The organism is Pantoea sp. 18059, from assembly GCF_902706165.1.
GTDB lineage: Bacteria > Pseudomonadota > Gammaproteobacteria > Enterobacterales > Enterobacteriaceae > Pantoea > Pantoea agglomerans.
Map to the genome: position 1 here is coordinate 18,794 of NZ_CACSJS010000003.1, position 17,690 is coordinate 36,483.

The window sequence follows — 17,690 nt, forward strand, 5'->3', positions numbered from 1 at the left end:
GCAGTGTAACGCGAAGGGAATAAAAGGGTTAAATAAAGTGGCATCTGTTCCGAAAAAATTCGCACTCTTTGAACATTTTCACTTTAATTTCAGCATCATTTAACTTAGTTGTAACTCGCGGTGCACATACAAATAACATTAATCATTCGCCTGCGGTTTAACAAAACCTGATGAAGGAATAAAAAATGAAAATTGTAATGCTGGATGGTGACACGCTGCCGGTACCCCTGCCGACCGGTCAACAGCAGGCTGACTGGGAGATGCGCGCGCAGACTCCGGCTGAAGGCATTGTGTCTTCGCTGGCGGGCGCAACGGTCGCTATAACCAATAAGGTGCCGTTGCGGGCTGACACACTGCAACAACTGCCTGAACTGCGTTTTATCTGTGTCGCAGCGACGGGCTATGACTGTATCGATCTTGATGCCTGCCGCGCACGCGGCATCGTGGTCAGTAATGTTCCAGGCTATTCAACTCAGAGCGTTTCAGAGGCGGTGATAGCCGCGATTTTTGCCCTGCGCAGTCAGCTGATGGCTTATGCCAGCAATACCCGCATCGACTGGCCCCAGGCTAAGCACTTTTGTGTGCATCATCAGCCGATAGGGGATATTGGCGGTGCCACGCTGGGCATCGCGGGCAAAGGCGACATCGGCCAGGCGGTCGGCAGGCTGGCCCAGGCGCTGGGAATGCAGGTGCAGTACGCCGAGCGCAAAGGCAGTGAAAGGGTGCGTGACGGTTATGTCAGCTTTGAGCAGATGCTGGCGACCAGCGACATCATTTCGCTGCACTGCCCGCTGAGTGACAGCACCCGCCAGATGATTGATCGCGAGGCGCTGGATAAAATGAAGCCACAGGCGCTGCTGATAAACACGGCACGTGGCGGACTGATTAACGAAGCCGATCTTGCTGCCGCGTTAAAGCAGGGGCTGATTGGTGGTGCGGCGCTGGATGTGCTGAGCAGCGAGCCGCCCGCTCCGGATAATCCGCTGCTGGCGGATCTGCCAACTCTGCTGCTGACACCGCACATCGCCTGGGCAAGTCGCAGCGGCGTGGAGAATCTGGTGGCTGGCGTGATGACCAATATCGTGGCCTTTATTCAGGGCGAGCCAATTAATGTGGTGAGCTGAGTCAGATGGAATAGTTTTTAATGCCCGACATGGGTTGATATTCAGAGCAACCTCGTAGATTTCAGGAAAAGCGTTTTACGCGGTTTAGTCATCAGGGTATTAATTTCGTTATTTCCATCAGGACTTTAAACGTTCGTGCGCTACAGGAATTAGCGCCTTTTACTGGCTGAATCAGCCAATGTAAGCGCTTCAGGAACAGAAAGGATTCTGGCCAGTGAAAAAGAAGAACAGCACGCCTGTGCCTCATGATGCCACATTCCGGCAATTTCTGACTCAGCCGGATATTGCCCGGGATTTCATGGAGCTGCATTTGCCGCCAGAGCTGCGCATATGCTGTGATCTCAGCACGCTGAAACTGGAGCCGGGGTCGTTTGTCGAGGATGACCTCCGTCAGTACTTTAGCGACGTGCTTTACAGTCTTAAAACAACCGCTGGCGATGGATATATCCATGTACTCATTGAGCATCAATCTATGCCAGACAAACATATGGCATTTCGGCTGATGCGTTATGCAGTGGCTGCCATGCAACGCCATCTTGAAGCAGGGCATAAGCGGTTGCCGCTGGTGATTCCCGTCCTGTTTTACACTGGCAGACGCACTCCCTATCCCTATTCGACCCGGTGGCTGGATGAGTTCGACGCCCCGGCGCTGGCGGACAGGCTTTACAGCCGTAGTTTTCCGCTGGTCGATGTCACGGTGATTCCTGACGATGAGATCATGCAACATCGCAGCATGGCGGCTCTGACCCTGTTGCAGAAGCATATCCGGCAGCGTGATCTGGCTGAAATGATGGACAGGCTGGTAACCATTTTGCAGGCTGGCTATCACTCTTCATCACAGGTGATAACGCTGGTACACTACATTGTACAGGCGGGCGAAACATCGGACGCCAAAGCCTTTGTACGGGAGCTGGCACAGCGTGTGCCCCAACACGAGAACGCACTTATGACTATCGCACAACAGCTTGAGCAGATAGGGCTTGAAAAAGGTATTGAACAGGGACGGACAGAAGGTAGTCGTGGAGCAAGCCTCAGAATTGCCCGAACCATGCTAGAGAGTGGAATGGATCGCAATACCGTTATGCAGATGACTGGTCTGAGTGAAGACGATCTGGCGCAGATTTCGCACTAATTAGTTTTTTGAGTTCTGATTATCGCTGACGACTCAAATCGCCAGCGGACTACACGGAAAATGCAAAATCAGCTTCCCGAAATCATGGGAATCCCGCCGCATTTCATCACGGCGAGCCTGTGACTTGCGCGCTCAGACTCAGAATATCGATCGCCCCAGCTTCTCGGTCAGCAATTCCAGCACAGCGGTACCGGCCAGAGAATTGCCCGCGCTATCCAGCCCAGGCGACCAGACGGCAATGCTCATCTCACCTGGGATGATGGCAATAATCCCGCCACCCACGCCCGATTTTGCGGGCATCCCGACTCTCCACGCGAATTCGCCAGCGCCGTCGTACATCCCGCTGGTGATCATCAGTGCGTTAATCTGCCGCGCCTGACGTGGAGTAATCATCTGGCTGCCATCCAGCGTTTTGCCCTGATTCGCCAGATAGATAAACGTGCGGGCCAGCTCAACGCAGTTCATCGACAGCGAACAGTAGTGGAAATAGGTCTGCATCACGCTGGTGACATCGTTATCGAAATTTCCAAACGACTTCATCAGCCAGGCGATCGCTGCATTGCGGGCCGAGTGTTCGAACTCAGAGCGGGCAACGTGGCGATCATAATTGATATCGGACTGCTGACTCAGCTGGCGCACAATTTCCAGCATTCGCTGACGCGGGGCGGTCAGTCGGGTTTCCAGCAGATCGCAAATCACCAGCGCACCGGCATTAATAAACGGATTACGCGGCTTGCCCTGTTCCAGCTCCAGCTGAACCAATGAATTAAATGGCTGGCCAGAAGGCTCTTTGCCGACCCGCTGCCAGATTTCGCTGTCCTCATAGCGGGTCAGTGCTACGGTCAGAGAAAGCGCCTTGGAGATCGACTGAATCGAAAAGCGCGTCTCAGCATCGCCCGCCTGAAAGAGGGTGCCATCACGCAGGCAAACCGCTATTGCCAGATGATCGGCAGCCACATCCGCCAGCGCAGGGATATAGTCAGCCACCTTTCCCTGATGGATCAGCGGACGCACCTGATCCAGGATCTCCTGCAGCAGAGCATTATTCAGTTCAGACACGCACATTCTCCCGTCGATTCCCGCCGACCCGTGATGCTAAGCATCCGCGATCGGCGAGTCATTTATTGTTAACGGCTCCGCCGCATTTTCAGCTAATGGGTTTTGACTGCGCTGCCAGCGGAGCCAGCAGCATCTGTAACAGGCTCAGCATTGCCAGCACGCTGAAGGGCAGCGTCCAGTTACCGCTCTGCTCATGGAGCACGCCAAAGAACAAAGGGCCGAGTGCCGCCAGCGCATATCCGACACACTGTGCCATGCCCGACAGCTGTGACGCCTGACGGTGATGGGTGGCTCGCAGATTAAACAGTGAGAGGCAGAGCACCAGTGATGCGCCTGCGCCCAGTCCGGCCAGTGTCAGCCAGATGACGGCCCACTGCGGATTGAACAATAGGCCCAGCATGCCGAGGAAAATGCCTGATGAAGCAATGAACGCGGTAAGCCGGGCATCTTTTACGCGCTTCAGCGCCACCATGCAGCCCAGGTTAGCGACGATCGCAATTGCCTGATACCAGAACAGCAGCCAGCCTGCGTGGGCCTGACTGAAGCCATTATCCTGGGCAAACAGCGTAAACCAGTCAATCAGGGTATAAAACGCCAGCGATTGCAGCGCCATAAACAGTGCAATTTGCCAGCCGCCTGCCGTTCGCCACGGATGGCGATATGCAACGGGCGCATCTGCGGGCGCTACGGTTGAACGCCGTTGACGTAACAGCGGCAGCCAGACGAGTAGCGCAATCAGCCCCGGTAGCGCCCAGACAACCAGCGAGAGTCGCCAGCCTGCCGCTGAAAGCTGGCTCAGCGGAACGGCAATGCCAGATGCCAGGCTGGCAGTAATCGACATGGTGGCGGCATAAAGGCCAATATATTTAGCGGTGTGGGCGGTGAAATCGCGTTTAATCAGTGGCGGCAGCAGCACGTTGGCGGCGGCAATACCTGCGCTGAGCAACAGCGTTCCGCTCCACAACGCCGCTTCAGCAGGCTGCCAGCGCAACAGCGAACCGGCAGTGATCAGGCATAGCGCGCCCCATAAACTGCGCTCAAGCCCGACGCGATTTCCCAGCCAGGCGGCCAGTGGGGCGAGCAGGGCAAACAGCATCAGTGGAATAAAGTTAAACAGGCCCGCTTCACCGACACTCAGGCCAAAGGTCTGGCGGATATCCTGTAGTACCGGGCCGATGACAGTAATGGGCGCACGAAGATTAGCCGCGGTCAGCAGCAGGACGAACAAAAAAAATGTGGCGCTGGAATACGCAGCGAGAGGTTTAGCTGGGTGTTGTACAGGCATCATGGCAGGGATCATCACATGCAGCAGTGCTGCGGGGGCGTTGGTTGACGTTAACGCTTACGCATCAGAATTGATGTCTGGGCGCTACTTTACTGACCGGTTAGCAGCGTGTAAAGCCTTGTTATGCGATGAAATAGCGTAATTGAGATCTCACAGCAGCGATCGCCTTGTGACAGGATCAATGGAATTCAGGTTCAGGGAAATGACCGCAGTCGTTCTGGCTGGGATTGGAGCCTGGCTGGCAGGTCTGCTGGCGGGTTTCGGCCGCCGGAACCGGTTTTTCAGCGTGCCATGGGGCACTACAGGCACTGAGAAGAGAAACCAGAATCATCACACTGATAACGCACATATCCGCTCCTTATTAACCGTCATGAACAAGGCCACGTCGGTGATCGGCGGTTTGCAGGTCAGGGACGTCTTACCTGAGTGTGGTATCTAAGGGGATAATGTCAATTAAAACAGAGCAAACATCAGCGCGACAGGAAAACTCATCGGCCAGGTGGCCCCCACCAGAAAGGCGCTCAGCAGTTTGATGCTCAGCTTATCTTTGGCGATGAAGAACGTGATCAGCGTAGCGATCAATGCAACAACGGCATAGAAAATTAGCATACCCTGGTACAGTGTCATTGATATCTCCGCAGCGTCATTAAGTTTTTCGCTGCGCATGATGCGGATTTTTGTGATCCAGATCAAGTGAATCAGGGTTTAGCATCTAAAGAAATCATGGGTAAGGGCAGTTGGTTCGCTCGCTGAACTTCATCGTAACAGCGGGCGATTTCAGGCTGAAACCAGGCAGGATAAACGCGGCTAAAACCTTGGCTGATGCCGTAAGTCAGACTGAACAACCTCTGGCGAAGGCTCCCGGATTAAGCGTTGCCATGACGTAAAAAAAGCCCGCCAGCGAGGACGGGCCTGTTATCGGCACTGCATCACTACAGGATATGCGCTTTAACTCTGGCGGTATAACGCCATCACGTCCTCCAGGTCCGGCGTACGTGGGTTGCCGCCGGTGCAGACATCATCCAGCGCGGCCTGTGCCAGTGCAGGGATATCCGCCTCTTTTAAACCCACTTCACGCAGCGAGCGGGGAATACCCACATCGCGACAGAGCTGACGCACCGCGGCGACCGCCGCTTCCCGCGCCTGATCCAGCGACAATGACTCAACCTGTTTCACACCCATTGCACGGGCAATGTCGCGATATTTTTCGCCAGTGCTTGAGGCATTCCACGCCATCACCTGTGGCAGCAAAATGGCATTGGCTACGCCGTGCGGGACATTGTAAAAGGCGCCCAGCGGGTGTGCCATGCCATGCACCAGACCAAGGCCGACATTAGAGAAACCCATACCGGCCACATATTGTCCCAGCGCCATCTGCTCAACCGCCTCAATATTTCCTGCCACCGATTCGCGCAGTGACTGGCTGATAATCTCAATGGCTTTGAGGTGCAGCATATCGGTCAGGGTCCAGGCACCGCGTGTGATGTAGCCTTCAATGGCATGGGTTAGGGCATCAATACCGGTCGCAGCCTTCAGCGACGCGGGCATGCTCGCCATCATCTCCGCATCAATGATCGCCACTTTCGGTATGTCATGGGGATCGACACAGACAAACTTACGGCGATTCTCTTCATCGGTAATGACGTAATTAATCGTCACTTCTGCGGCGGTGCCTGCCGTGGTCGGGATGGCGATGATCGGCACGCACGGATGACGGGTGGGGCTGACGCCTTCCAGGCTGCGCACATCTTCAAACTCAGGGTTATTAATAATAATGCCGATCGCCTTGCTGGTATCCTGTGGTGAGCCGCCGCCAATGGCGATCAGGTAGTCGGCACCTGACTCTCTGAACACCGCAACACCCTGCTGCACAACCCGAATGGTAGGATTCGGCACCACCTCATCATACACCGCCCAGTCAAGCTGATGTTGCGCCAGCAGATCGGTCACCCGCTTCAGCGCACCCGCCGCGACCAGCGCTTTGTCAGTGACGATCAGTGCTTTTCGCATCCCGCGACGTTGTACCTCTTCCGGCAAATGGCGCAAAGCACCAGCACCAAACCAGGCGGTTTCATTGAGAATCATACGTTGGGTCATTAAAACATCCTCTGTTAACAAATGAATTTTTACCATCCGTGATCCCCGGTTCATGTTCTGCGCAGAACCTCTCACTTTCAGGTAAAGACATTTGATAAAAATCAATCAATTAGTAAAAATCACTGCGCCTGTGTCAGCTGGTTTCCGTGCGGTATGTCTGAAATCAGGCTACTGACCTGTTGATGGATTTCTCACTGTCGTCAGTGGTATGTAACACTGGGTCATCAGCAAACCTTCATGCCTATGAGGAAAGAAGACATGACCCGATTCGTAATGAATAAAAAGGATGATCTCGTCGACAGCGCGTTAGATGGCATGATTTACGCCAGCCCGTGGCGCAATCTGGTCCGGTTGCAGGTCGATCCGCGCATTCGCATCGTGATGCGTAATGACTGGCAAAAACAGCAGGTCGCGCTGATTTCCGGTGGTGGTTCAGGCCATGAACCGGCCCATGTCGGCTTTATCGGCAAAGGGATGCTGACGGCTGCCGTCTGTGGCGATGTTTTTGCTTCCCCCAGCGTTGACGCGGTTTACAACGCCATCATCAATATTACCGGTGAGGCGGGATGTCTGCTGATTGTGAAAAACTACACCGGGGATCGCCTCAACTTCGGTCTGGCGGCAGAAAAAGCGCGCAAAGCGGGATTCAGCGTCAATATGGTGATTGTCGGTGATGATGTTGCGTTGCCCGATAACCCTCAGCCACGCGGCGTCGCGGGCACGTTGCTGGTGCATAAAGTGGCGGGCTTCGTCGCAGAGCGGGGTGATGACCTGACGGCGGTGACCGAGGCAGCAGAGGCAGCCAGTCGTGCTATCGCCACCATGGGCGTTGCGCTCTCAAGCTGCCATCTGCCGGATGAACAGACCGGCCAGCGGGTGCCAGACGGAAGCGTTGAAATGGGGCTGGGGATTCACGGCGAACCGGGTGTTGACTTCATGCAGACGCAAAACAGTCAGCAGATTGTGCAGCACCTGCTGGAGAAAGTGATGCCGGACAACGATCAGCCACGCGCGCTGTTAATCAATAATCTTGGCGGCATGTCCGCGCTGGAGATGAGTCTGGTCACGCGTGACCTGATTGAGTCGCCGCTCAGCCGGGGCAGTGATTATCTGATTGGCCCGGCTCCGCTGATGACCGCGCTGGACATGAAGGGCTTTTCCGTCACCTCCATGACGCTGACGCCGTTGTTCGAGGAGGCGATTTGCGCGCCGGTTGAGGTCACCGGCTGGGTTCAGGCGGTTAAAGTCGCGCCGCTGCAGCCGGTTAACGCGACAAAAGAGGCAACAGCGCATCCGGCGCAACCCTCAGATAACCCGACCGTCGCTGCGTTTGTTAACAGCATCTGTGAAACCCTGATCGCCAGCGAAAGCGAGCTGAACAAACTGGATGCGCAGGTCGGTGATGGCGATACCGGTTCGACCTTTGCTGCTGGCGCACGCCAGATCCAGCGCGAATGTGCAGATAATCAGCTGCCGTTAAATGCCTTGCCCGATCTGCTCGCGGTGACGGGTGAGCGACTGGCTACGGTGATGGGCGGCTCCAGCGGCGTACTGATGGCGATCTTTTTCACTGCTGCTGCGCAGCAGCTGGCCGAAGGCGATGCGCTGCCCGCGGCCCTGCAACAGGGTCTGGAGAAGATGAAGCAGTATGGCGGGGCACAACCAGGAGATCGCACGCTGATTGATGCGCTGCAACCGGCAATCGAGGCGTTGGTGGCGGGTAAATCGCTGGCAGAGGCGGCTGATGCGGCACAGCAGGGCAGTGATGCAACCGCCAGCATGGGGAAAGCAAAAGCGGGCCGATCATCTTATCTTAACAGTGCTAACCTCAACGGCGTGTCTGATCCGGGTGCCGTCGCTGTCGCCAGGGTCTTTGCGGCATTAAAAAAACTTTAGTGCTGTCTCGACGCTAAACGCGTTTGGAGAAAGGCCAGTAACTGGCGGTTTACTTCGCTGCGCTGACGGTGCTGCGGGTAAACCGCATTCAGGGAGAGCGGGGGCGGCAGATAGTCGTCCAGCACGGTCACCAGCTCACCGCGTTGCAGGGCTGTCTCAACGATAAAGGCGGGTAACAATACCAGTCCTAAGCCTGCCAGTGCGGCATCACGCAGGACCTCGCCATTGTTACTCACCATCGGTCCCTGAACCGCCAGCCACTTCGGTTTACCATTGACCTGCAGTTCCCAGCCATTCTGACCTTCACGTCCGTAGCGCAGACAGGCATGTTGCAGCAAGGCTTCTGGCTGCTGCGGCACGCCTGCCCGTTCCAGATAGCGGGGGCTGCAGCAGATAACCCGCTTCAGCTCGCCGAGCGGACGGGCAATCAGCGTGGAATCAGCCAGCGTACCGATGCGAATCGCCATATCAACGCCTTCGCCAATCACATCGGCATAGCGGTCAGCCAGCTCAATATGAAACTGCAATGACGGATGGTGGTTTAGAAACTCGGCAATCAGGGGGGAGAGGTGGCTCATGCCAAAGGACATCGGCAGATTGATTCGGAAGGTGCCGCGCAGCGCCTGCTGCTGCTCTGACACCGCCAGTTGCGCTTCCTGAATCTCATCCAGAATGCGCTGAGCATGTTGCGCGAACAGTAAACCTGCATCCGTTACAGACAGCTTACGGGTGTTACGGATCAGCAGTCGTACCCCTAATGATGCCTCCAGCGCAGCCATACGGCGGCTGACATACTGTTTCGATAGCATCAGATGCTCAGCTGCTGCAGTAAAGTTGCCAGCATGCATTACGGCAACGTAAATCCGGAGATCTTCAATCTGCATAGTGTCCACTTATCGGTGACAGTGACGATGATTCAGGCGTAACTTCAGCCAGACGCGTTAACTTATATCGGGTAATGCGTCACAGGGCAATGCGTCAGCTCTCTCAGCCAGCGCGACGGAGATCATAGATTTGCCGTTTCCTTACCCCTGAACAGGCGGTCAGTCGGGTCAATCGCGTTAAAGCCGTTATAGTAATCAGGCAGTGAAGCAATCCATACGGAACATAATCTCTTGAGTAATCTGATAAGGAGTGGCTGGTGAAAAAATTACTCTGCGCGACGGTGCTGGCCGTTTTGCCAATGACCACGCTGGCGGCGTCGGTATTTACTCTGCAATCACAGGACTTCAGCGATAATGCGCTACTGGATAAAAAGTTTGCCGGTGCCAATAAAAGTAATCCTTCCTGTACCGGTGAGAATATCTCTCCCGAATTGAACTGGTCTGCGATTCCGGCGGGCACCCGCAGTCTGGCTCTTCTGATGACCGACCCGGTCGGGGCCAAAGGGCTCGGCGTTACCCACATGGTGGCCTATAACATTCCCGCCAGCCGCTCGTCATTTGCGCAGGGGGCTCTGACAAAGGGCAAGGACTACACCGGCGGAAAAAATACCCCAGGGACGCTGCACTATTATGGCCCTTGTCCGCCTGCAGGCAGTGGGCTGCATCACTATAACTTTGTGCTGATCGCCACCGATTTGCCGGTGGGTCAGTTGAAAGCGGGGTTAACCCAGGCAGAGCTGGTTGCACAGCTGAAAGGCCATGCGCTGGGCGCGGCCAGCACCGTTGGCCGCTTTAGCAATGAATGACCTGCACGTTTGCAGAGGCAGCGCTGAATAGCCTGCCTCTGCGCGCAGCGGATTAGTCGCCACTGAACATCTCGCGGATGCGCGACGCAATGTGATGCGTGTGCGTCTCCAGCGCGAAGTGGCCGCTATCCAGCATCTCGACCACCGCCTGTGGATTATCCCGCTGCCAGGCCACTGCGCCCGGTGGAATAAAGAACGGATCGTGCTTGCCCCAGATCACCAGCGTTGGCACCTGCTGCTGGCGAAAGAACGCCTGAAATTCCGGATAACGTTTCAGATTACTGGCGTAATTGAGAAACAGGGCCTGCTGAATATCTTTGTTACCGGGGCGCTCCATCAGCAGAGTATCCAGGGTATAGGTTTCCGGGGCGATCTGCAGCGGATCGCTCACCCCATGCAGATACTGCCACTTCACCCCTTCCAGCGTCAGGATGGCGTCACGGATCACCTGACCATTTGCTTCGCTGGGATCGTCCCAGTAGGCGCGGACCGGCGCCCAGGCCTCTCCTAATCCCTCCAGATAGGCGTTACCGTTTTGTGATATCAGTCCACTGACGCGATCGGGGTAAGCCAGTGCCAGTCGCAGACCGGCAGGTGCGCCATAGTCGAAAACATACATCGCATAACGTTCCAGCCCCAGTGCATCGACAAAGGCGGTCAGCGTCTGGCCCAGCGCGTCGAAGGTCCAGGAGTAGTTGCGCTCAGCAGGCACTTCAGTGAAGCCAAAGCCCGGCATATCGGGTGCGATGAGATGAAATTTATCGGCCAGAAGCGGGATCAGATTGCGGAACTGATGTGAAGAGGTGGGAAAGCCATGCAACAGCAGCAGTACCGGCAGGGAAGGATCGCCTGCTTCGCGATAGAAAATATTGACGCCATCGGCCTGCTGGTAACGGTACGAAATGGATTGATCACGCATGCTGAACTCCTGTAACTGGTTAAATGATTTTTATAGGGTTACTAAGAGTCATTATGCAGCCAGAATGTAACCTGTCAAATCAATTTATAATGGTTACAAAAGATGCGGTGTAACTGTTCAGATAATCCTTTGTCGGTTACAGTGGCCTCAGCAGAGTTAACAAGGGAGGCAATATCATGGCGGAAACGCAATCACACACCGCCCAGGGACCGTGGTTTCTGGCCGATCATCCGGCGCTGGATTTCATCAATACCCTGGCCATCGTGGAAGGCCAGCCGCACGACTTCTGGCAAACCGATCAGGATGTTGAAGCCTGGCTACACCAGGCCGGACTGGCACCAGATGCCCCGGCTCCGCAGCATGAACCGGGTGCGCTGTTGGAAGCAGCGCGTCAGTTACGTCAGATCATTCGTGATAACGTGCAGCAGCACAAAGCGGGAGAGGGCGTTGATATTCAGGCGCTGAACGCCTGGCTGGGTGAAGCGACCAGCCATCTGCAAATGACCGGGGAGCCGGGCGCCTTAAAAATCAGGCGGGTCTATGCGGGCCAGAGTGTGATGCAACGGCTGGGACAGGTTGCAGAACAGGCCGCGATGTTGCTGGCGCAGGAGGATTTCAGCAGAGTCCGTGGCTGTGAACATCCCGCCTGCACACTGTGGTTTTACGATCGCACCAAAGCGCATCGCCGTCGCTGGTGCAGCATGGCGCTGTGTGGCAATCGGGCGAAAGTGGCGCGTTTCAGGGCAGTTAAATCAGCTGGGTAAACAGATTGGATGGCAGATAAAAAAACACCCTGCAGAGCAGGGTGTCAGAACAGTTATTTCGCGGTGGTCGCTGATGGCTTGTGCCGCTTGCGCAGCTTGTCGATCAGGCGATGCGCTTCCGCTTTGGTCGCTACCGCAGGGGATGAACCGGTCAGCGGTTGACGGGCTGTTTCACGTACCGTCAGAATGGTGAGCAGGCCAATCACGCCCGCGCCCATCATGTAGTAAGCCGGCATCATATTGTTTTTAGTGGTATCCACCAGCCACGCGGTAATCAGCGGTGTCGTACCCCCAAACAGCGAAACCGACAGGTTGAAGCCGATGGCCAGCGCACTGTAACGGATATCGGTAGTAAACAGCGCAGGCAGCGTCGAAGGCATAGTGCCGCTGAAGCAGGTGTGCAGTACACCCAGAATCATCAGGCCGCCAAATACCGCCCACATATTACCGGACCCGATCAGCATAAAGCTCGGGATGGCGAGCAGGATCAGACCCACCGCACCAAAGGCAATCACCGGACGACGACCGATGCGGTCAGTCCAGCGACCCCACAGCAGCGTCAGCGGCATCATCACGAACATCGCCACCATCACCAGCAGCAGGCCACTTAACTCTGGCAGACCCAGCACGCCGGTCAGATAGCTCGGCATGTACGAGGTCAGCATGTAGTTAGAGACGTTAAACAGCAGCACCAGACCGATACATTTCATCATCGGTGCGCGGTATTTGCTCAGCATCTGCATCAGCGTCAGACGCGGCTTGCTTTGCTCCAGTGCTTCCTGTTTTTCCATGTGCTGCTGGAAAGCCGGAGTCTCTTCCAGCTTCAGTCGCACATAGAGACCAAACAGGCCCAGCGGCGCGGCGATAAAGAACGGCACGCGCCAGCCCCAGGACATCATCGCCTCATTCGACATCACGGTGGTCATCACCGTGACCAGGCTGGCACCCAGCAGGTAACCACCGATGGTGCCGAATTCCAGGAAGCTGCCCATAAAGCCCCGGCGTTTATCGGTAGAGTACTCCGCGATAAAGGTCGCTGCGCCACCATATTCACCACCGGTTGAGAAGCCCTGGATCAGACGTGCCACCAGCAGCAGAATCGGTGCCATGATGCCTATTGAAGAGTAAGCCGGGATCAGACCGATACAGAACGTACCAATCGACATCATGATCATCGTCATCGCCAGCACTTTCTGCCGTCCGATGCGGTCACCCAGCGGGCCAAATACCAGGCCGCCAATCGGACGTACCAGGAAGGCCGCGGCAAACGTACCAAAGGTGGCGATTAGCTGCACCGCGTTGTTGGCATCCGGGAAGAAGACTTTGCCGATGATCACGGCGAGATAGCTGTATACGCCAAAGTCGAACCATTCCATCGCATTACCTAACGCAGCTGCGCCAACTGCACGCTTCAGCATGTCGTTGTCGATTACGGTAATGTCGTCAACAGTCAGCTCTTTTGGCTTCCTGTTCCAGAAATGTTTCTTTGGGTGTTCAGACGATGAGTTTCTGGTGTCCATATTCTCCTCAGGTGCATCAATGAAGGAGTCTTATAGCTTTCGCAGCCGCAAACAATGTTCAGAAGAAACCGTGGAAATGAAAGCTATAAGAAGCCGAATAATTTTTAAGTGAAGCGGCAGAAACCGCAGCCGGTAAACTCTAGACTACGATTGTAAGTTTTTGCAAGTTTTCAGCCGAAATAACTGCATTTACTGACAAACCCAGCATAGTGAACTTATTCACGCCTGCTTACTGGTCTGAACATTTGGTAATAACTTGCGGCTGGTGCTCTGGTTATATCTGGAACTGATTTTCCCGGTACTAATGCGCTACTTAAACAGTTTCAGTTCGTCGATGCGATCCAGCGCCTGCAGTATTTGCTCCGTCCCGGTTGTCAGGCTGATGCGAATATAATCACGACCCGCTGCGCCAAACCCGTTACCCGGTGCCACCAGCAGATGACACCGGGCCAGTAGCAGGGCGGCGAATTGCTCCCCGGTGAAACCAGCTGGCGCTGCCAGCCAGAGGAAAAAGGTGCCCTGACGGGCGCGAACCGGCCAGTGCATTGCTGCCAGCCTGGCTAAAATCACTCTGCGCCGCTGATGGTAATGCTCTGCCAGCAAGCTGAGTTGTTCAGCGGGCAGCGACAACGCGGTGATGGCGGCATCCTGCACCGCGCCATACACCGTGCTGTAGCTATGAGTATGAAGTTTTTTAAATGCTGCAATCATCGAGGCGTTTCCCACCGCAAATCCCACCCGCCAGCCTGCCATGAGTGCGCTTTTTGACAGCGTGTAGATTTCCACGCCCCAGGCTTTGCCATCGGGCTGTGCCAGCAGACTCAGCGGCTGTTCGCCCGACTCACTGCCCAGCGTGGCATAGGCGAAGTCATGAATCAGCGGAACATGATGCTGGCGGGCGAAGGCCAGCGCGTCGGCGAACAGCGCGGCTGTCGCCAGTGCGCCAGTGGGATTATGGGGATAATTGAGCAGCAGCAGACCGGCACGCGCCGCGATCTCGTCCGGCACCTGGGTGAAATCGGGCAGGAAATCATTGCACGCCTCCAGCGGAATGCCATAAAAATCGGCACCTGCCTGACGGGCCGCTGAGCGGTAGAGCGGATAGCAGGGATCGGTAGAGATCAACACCTGCCCCGGATTGAGCAGGGCGCGGGGAAAACCGTTGACGCCAATGTGCGCGCCCTGGAACAGCGCCACTTCAGTTTCAGGATCGAGCGTGACGCCGTAGTGACGCTGGTAGAAGGCTGCGATAGCACGTCGCAGCGCGGGTTTGCCCCAGAACGAGGGATACTCATGGTTCTCCGGTTTCGCTGCCGCAGCCTGTAATGAAGCGATTACCGCGGGCGGCGTTGGCTGACGCGGACTGCCGGAAGAGAGATCGATCAGCGGTAACAGCGCATCATCCAGTTGTGCTGCCTGCTTTTCCAGCATGCTGAAGAGGTTCTCTTCGAGCCCTGCGACCATCTCTGATGCTGCAAACTCCGCCATATCTCTCCCGCAATAAACAGTGTTAAGCGGGGAAGAATGACACAGCTGACATTAAAATCTTTAGCAGAAATAACGCTGTTCTTTGCAAGGATTCGAATATCCAGCATGTGACTATCGTTAGCATAAATTAGCCAAAGTCGGGGCTGGGTTTTGCCTGTTCCTCTCCGCGATGGCTGTGATTAAATCGATCGCTCTCACAATAATGAATCAGGGCAAACAATGCAGATCACATCCCGGGGAATTATTCTGGCGCTGACCACCGCCAGCCTTTTTATTTCTGCCGCTCAGGCAGCCGACCAGAAGAAAATACGGATTGGATTTAATCCAGGGCCTTATAAAGAGCAATTTGAAAAAGGCGTCGCGCCCTTATTAATCAGGCAGGGGTATACTCTGGAGTATAAAGATTTCAGTGATGGAATTCAGGTTAATGATGCTGTTCATCGCGGGACGATTGACGCCAATATCATGCAGCACCCCGTCTATCTTAAGTCGGTTAATGACCGGCTTGGCATTGATAACGTTGGGATTGTGCAGGTGCCGACCCCGCCAATGGGGCTCTACTCTGGGCGCGTGAAAACGCTGACTCAACCCGCGCCAGGCAGCACGGTCTCTGTGCCCAATCAGCCCTCAAATGAGTACCGGGCGGCGCTGTTACTCCAGAGCATCGGCTGGCTCAAAATCAGCCCCGATAGCGATGCTGCCACTTTTTCGCAGAAAAATATCACGGAAAATCCCTACAAAATCGTGCTCAAAGAGATGGATAACGCTCAGCAGGTGCGTGCACTTCCCGACGTTGACTATGGAGTCATTCAGGGCAACTTCGCGGTATCCAGTGGCATGAAACTCAATTCGGCACTGAAACTGGAAGCGGCAACCAGCCAGTTTATTAACGTGGTGACGGTTGCCGTTAAAAATAAGCAGGCTCAGTTTGCCCGTGACATTATTGCCGGCTACCACTCAGCAGAATTTAAAAGCTATATCACCGGTAATGCGCAGTATGCGGGCTATCTGCTGCCAGATTATTTCAAATGAGTCAGGTAGCCATTGCGTTTCGCCATGTCAGCAAAACGTTTGCGCGAAACGGTGCAGAAGTGCAGGCGCTGAAGGAGATTAATCTGCGCATCAACCAGGGTGACATCTTTGGCGTCATCGGCACCAGTGGAGCCGGAAAAAGTACGCTGCTGCGCCTGATTAATCACCTGGAGACTCCCACAACCGGCTCGGTTGAGGTGCAGGGTGAAGCGTTACAAGGGATCAGCAAAAAGCGCTTAATTCAGGTCAAAAAGCAGATTGGCATGATCTTCCAGCACTTCAATTTGCTCAATGCCCGAACGGTGTTTCACAACGTCGCCATCCCACTGATTTTACAGGGCCGGGATAAAGATTTTATCGCCACGCGTGTAGCGGAGCTGCTGGCGTTTGTTAACCTCAGCGACAAAGCCCACAGCTACCCGGATGAACTCTCCGGCGGACAAAAACAGCGCGTCGGAATTGCCCGCGCGCTGGCAACCAATCCCGCGATTCTGTTGTGTGATGAGGCAACCTCCGCGCTGGATCCCCAGACCACGGTACAGATTCTGCTGCTGTTACAGGAGATTAATCAGCGTTACGGCATCACCATTGTCCTGATCACCCATGAGATGTCGGTGGTCCAGAAGATCTGCAACCGGATGGCGGTGATGGAGCAGGGCCGTATCGTTGAACAGGGCGATGTCCTGTCGCTGTTTGCTGAACCGCAACAGTCGGTGAGCGCCAGCTTTGTGCAGTCCGTCATCCACGATCGTCTGCCACAGCAGACCCTTGCGCTGTTAAGCCAGCATCCGGCTGTCGACGTGTTGCGGCTGGAGTTTGTCGGCAGCACGGCACAACAGCCGATCATCAATCGCCTGATCCGTGAACATGAGGTTGAAGTGAATATCCTGTTCGCCAGCATGACGGAAGTACAGCGTACCATTCTGGGTTTCATGATTGTGCAGATCAAAGGCGAGCCCGCAAGACGCGAGGCGGCCATCCAGTTTCTCATCGCGACCGGAGTGAAAATCAGTGATGTCAGAACTCTTTGAAACCGCCGTTACCGGCGATCAGTTCCTGACGGCGATGCAGGACACGCTGATCATGGTGGCGTTGTCGCTGGGCTTTGGTTCGCTGCTGGGCCTGCCGCTTGGCATTGTGCTGGTGATCTGTCGTCCGGGTGGTATACAGCCGAATCGACTGGTACATCAGTTGCTGAACCCGATCGTGAATATCATCCGTTCACTGCCGTTTATTATTCTGCTGATCACGATTCTGCCGCTGACGCGCCTGCTGGTGAACACCACCATCGGTACGGCGGGAGCCATTGTGCCACTGGTGATATTTATCGCGCCCTATATTTCACGGCTGGTGGAGAATGCCCTGCTGGAGGTGGATGAGGGCATTCTGGAGTCAGCTAATGCGATGGGTGCCACCACGCTGCAGACCATCTGGTATTTCATGATACCGGAAGCCGCCTCGTCGCTGGTGTTAGCCCTGACCACCGCCACTATCGGCCTGCTGGGTGCGACGGCGATGGCGGGCACGGTGGGCGGCGGCGGCATTGGCGACCTCGCCATCACTTACGGCTATCAGCGCTTTGATGCCTTTGCCACGTTTTCGACTGCGCTGGTGCTGATTGTCATTGTCCAGCTACTGCAAACCCTGGGTACGCGTCTCTCGCGCCGTATCCGACGCGAGTGAG

At 55.4% G+C, this 17,690-nt stretch carries 17 protein-coding genes; 8 read left to right on the plus strand and 9 right to left on the minus strand.

What is annotated here, in order from left to right; translation table 11 throughout:
• The first annotated feature begins 185 nt into the window (after positions 1-185).
• Both GVJ63_RS09605 and GVJ63_RS09610 read left to right on the plus strand, forming a co-directional pair.
• Positions 186-1,124: a D-2-hydroxyacid dehydrogenase gene (locus tag GVJ63_RS09605; RefSeq protein WP_159226758.1), complete on the plus strand. Its 939-nt coding sequence runs from the start codon at positions 186-188 to the stop codon at positions 1,122-1,124.
• Positions 1,125-1,338: 214 nt separating this feature from the next.
• Complete coding sequence (locus GVJ63_RS09610; protein WP_159226759.1) at positions 1,339-2,256, plus strand: Rpn family recombination-promoting nuclease/putative transposase; 918 nt, start codon at positions 1,339-1,341, stop codon at positions 2,254-2,256.
• A 138-nt stretch (positions 2,257-2,394) separates the two neighbouring features.
• On the opposite strand, the gene glsB is transcribed toward GVJ63_RS09610, so the two are convergent.
• From glsB to fucO, 5 genes are all read right to left on the minus strand, one after another.
• The gene (glsB, locus tag GVJ63_RS09615; RefSeq protein ID WP_010247422.1) at positions 2,395-3,321 is read right to left on the minus strand and encodes a glutaminase B; all 927 of its coding nucleotides are present in this window, start codon (positions 3,319-3,321) and stop codon (positions 2,395-2,397) included.
• Between the two features lie 82 nt (positions 3,322-3,403).
• Positions 3,404-4,603, minus strand: a complete 1,200-nt coding sequence (locus GVJ63_RS09620; RefSeq protein WP_159226760.1) for an MFS transporter — start codon at positions 4,601-4,603, stop codon at positions 3,404-3,406.
• 175 nt (positions 4,604-4,778) lie between these two features.
• Positions 4,779-4,949 (minus strand): hypothetical protein, encoded by a 171-nt coding sequence (locus GVJ63_RS22230; RefSeq protein ID WP_200843113.1) that lies wholly within the window; start codon positions 4,947-4,949, stop codon positions 4,779-4,781.
• Positions 4,950-5,053: 104 nt separating this feature from the next.
• Positions 5,054-5,227: a GhoT/OrtT family toxin gene (locus tag GVJ63_RS09625; protein WP_010247416.1), complete on the minus strand. Its 174-nt coding sequence runs from the start codon at positions 5,225-5,227 to the stop codon at positions 5,054-5,056.
• 321 nt (positions 5,228-5,548) lie between these two features.
• The gene (fucO, locus tag GVJ63_RS09630; RefSeq protein WP_052271619.1) at positions 5,549-6,697 is read right to left on the minus strand and encodes a lactaldehyde reductase; all 1,149 of its coding nucleotides are present in this window, start codon (positions 6,695-6,697) and stop codon (positions 5,549-5,551) included.
• 258 nt (positions 6,698-6,955) lie between these two features.
• On the opposite strand from fucO, the gene GVJ63_RS09635 reads away from it, so the two are divergent.
• Complete coding sequence (locus tag GVJ63_RS09635; protein WP_159226761.1) at positions 6,956-8,593, plus strand: dihydroxyacetone kinase subunit DhaK; 1,638 nt, start codon at positions 6,956-6,958, stop codon at positions 8,591-8,593.
• On the opposite strand, the gene GVJ63_RS09640 is transcribed toward GVJ63_RS09635, so the two are convergent.
• The gene (locus tag GVJ63_RS09640; protein WP_159226762.1) at positions 8,590-9,477 is read right to left on the minus strand and encodes a LysR family transcriptional regulator; all 888 of its coding nucleotides are present in this window, start codon (positions 9,475-9,477) and stop codon (positions 8,590-8,592) included. The genes GVJ63_RS09635 and GVJ63_RS09640 overlap by 4 nt on opposite strands.
• A 257-nt stretch (positions 9,478-9,734) precedes the next feature.
• Between GVJ63_RS09640 and GVJ63_RS09645 the strand changes: the two genes are divergently transcribed.
• Positions 9,735-10,283 carry a YbhB/YbcL family Raf kinase inhibitor-like protein gene (locus GVJ63_RS09645; RefSeq protein ID WP_010247409.1) on the plus strand — a complete coding sequence of 183 codons (549 nt, stop codon included), beginning with the start codon at positions 9,735-9,737 and terminating at the stop codon, positions 10,281-10,283.
• A 52-nt stretch (positions 10,284-10,335) separates the two neighbouring features.
• Here the strand turns inward: GVJ63_RS09645 and GVJ63_RS09650 are convergent, their stop codons facing one another.
• Entirely contained in the window at positions 10,336-11,202 is an 867-nt protein-coding gene (locus GVJ63_RS09650) for an alpha/beta fold hydrolase (RefSeq protein WP_111534365.1), read from the minus strand.
• A 176-nt stretch (positions 11,203-11,378) separates the two neighbouring features.
• Between GVJ63_RS09650 and GVJ63_RS09655 the strand changes: the two genes are divergently transcribed.
• A complete protein-coding gene (locus GVJ63_RS09655) occupies positions 11,379-11,966 on the plus strand; it encodes an ABATE domain-containing protein (RefSeq protein ID WP_159226763.1) in 588 nt (195 codons plus the stop codon).
• Between the two features lie 53 nt (positions 11,967-12,019).
• Here the strand turns inward: GVJ63_RS09655 and proP are convergent, their stop codons facing one another.
• Entirely contained in the window at positions 12,020-13,486 is a 1,467-nt protein-coding gene (proP, locus tag GVJ63_RS09660; protein ID WP_010670739.1) for a glycine betaine/L-proline transporter ProP, read from the minus strand.
• Positions 13,487-13,795: 309 nt separating this feature from the next.
• Positions 13,796-14,974: an aminotransferase class I/II-fold pyridoxal phosphate-dependent enzyme gene (locus GVJ63_RS09665; protein ID WP_159226764.1), complete on the minus strand. Its 1,179-nt coding sequence runs from the start codon at positions 14,972-14,974 to the stop codon at positions 13,796-13,798.
• A 219-nt stretch (positions 14,975-15,193) separates the two neighbouring features.
• On the opposite strand from GVJ63_RS09665, the gene GVJ63_RS09670 reads away from it, so the two are divergent.
• From GVJ63_RS09670 to GVJ63_RS09680, 3 genes are read left to right on the plus strand one after another with little or no spacing between them, the layout of a single operon-like run.
• A complete protein-coding gene (locus tag GVJ63_RS09670) occupies positions 15,194-16,006 on the plus strand; it encodes a MetQ/NlpA family ABC transporter substrate-binding protein (RefSeq protein ID WP_159226765.1) in 813 nt (270 codons plus the stop codon).
• Positions 16,003-17,037, plus strand: coding sequence for a methionine ABC transporter ATP-binding protein (locus tag GVJ63_RS09675; protein WP_010670742.1), 1,035 nt, complete (start codon positions 16,003-16,005; stop codon positions 17,035-17,037). The genes GVJ63_RS09670 and GVJ63_RS09675 overlap by 4 nt, the downstream gene beginning before the upstream one ends.
• Complete coding sequence (locus tag GVJ63_RS09680; protein WP_159226766.1) at positions 17,021-17,689, plus strand: methionine ABC transporter permease; 669 nt, start codon at positions 17,021-17,023, stop codon at positions 17,687-17,689. Before GVJ63_RS09675 ends, GVJ63_RS09680 begins: the two co-directional genes overlap by 17 nt.
• Position 17,690 lies beyond the last annotated feature (1 nt).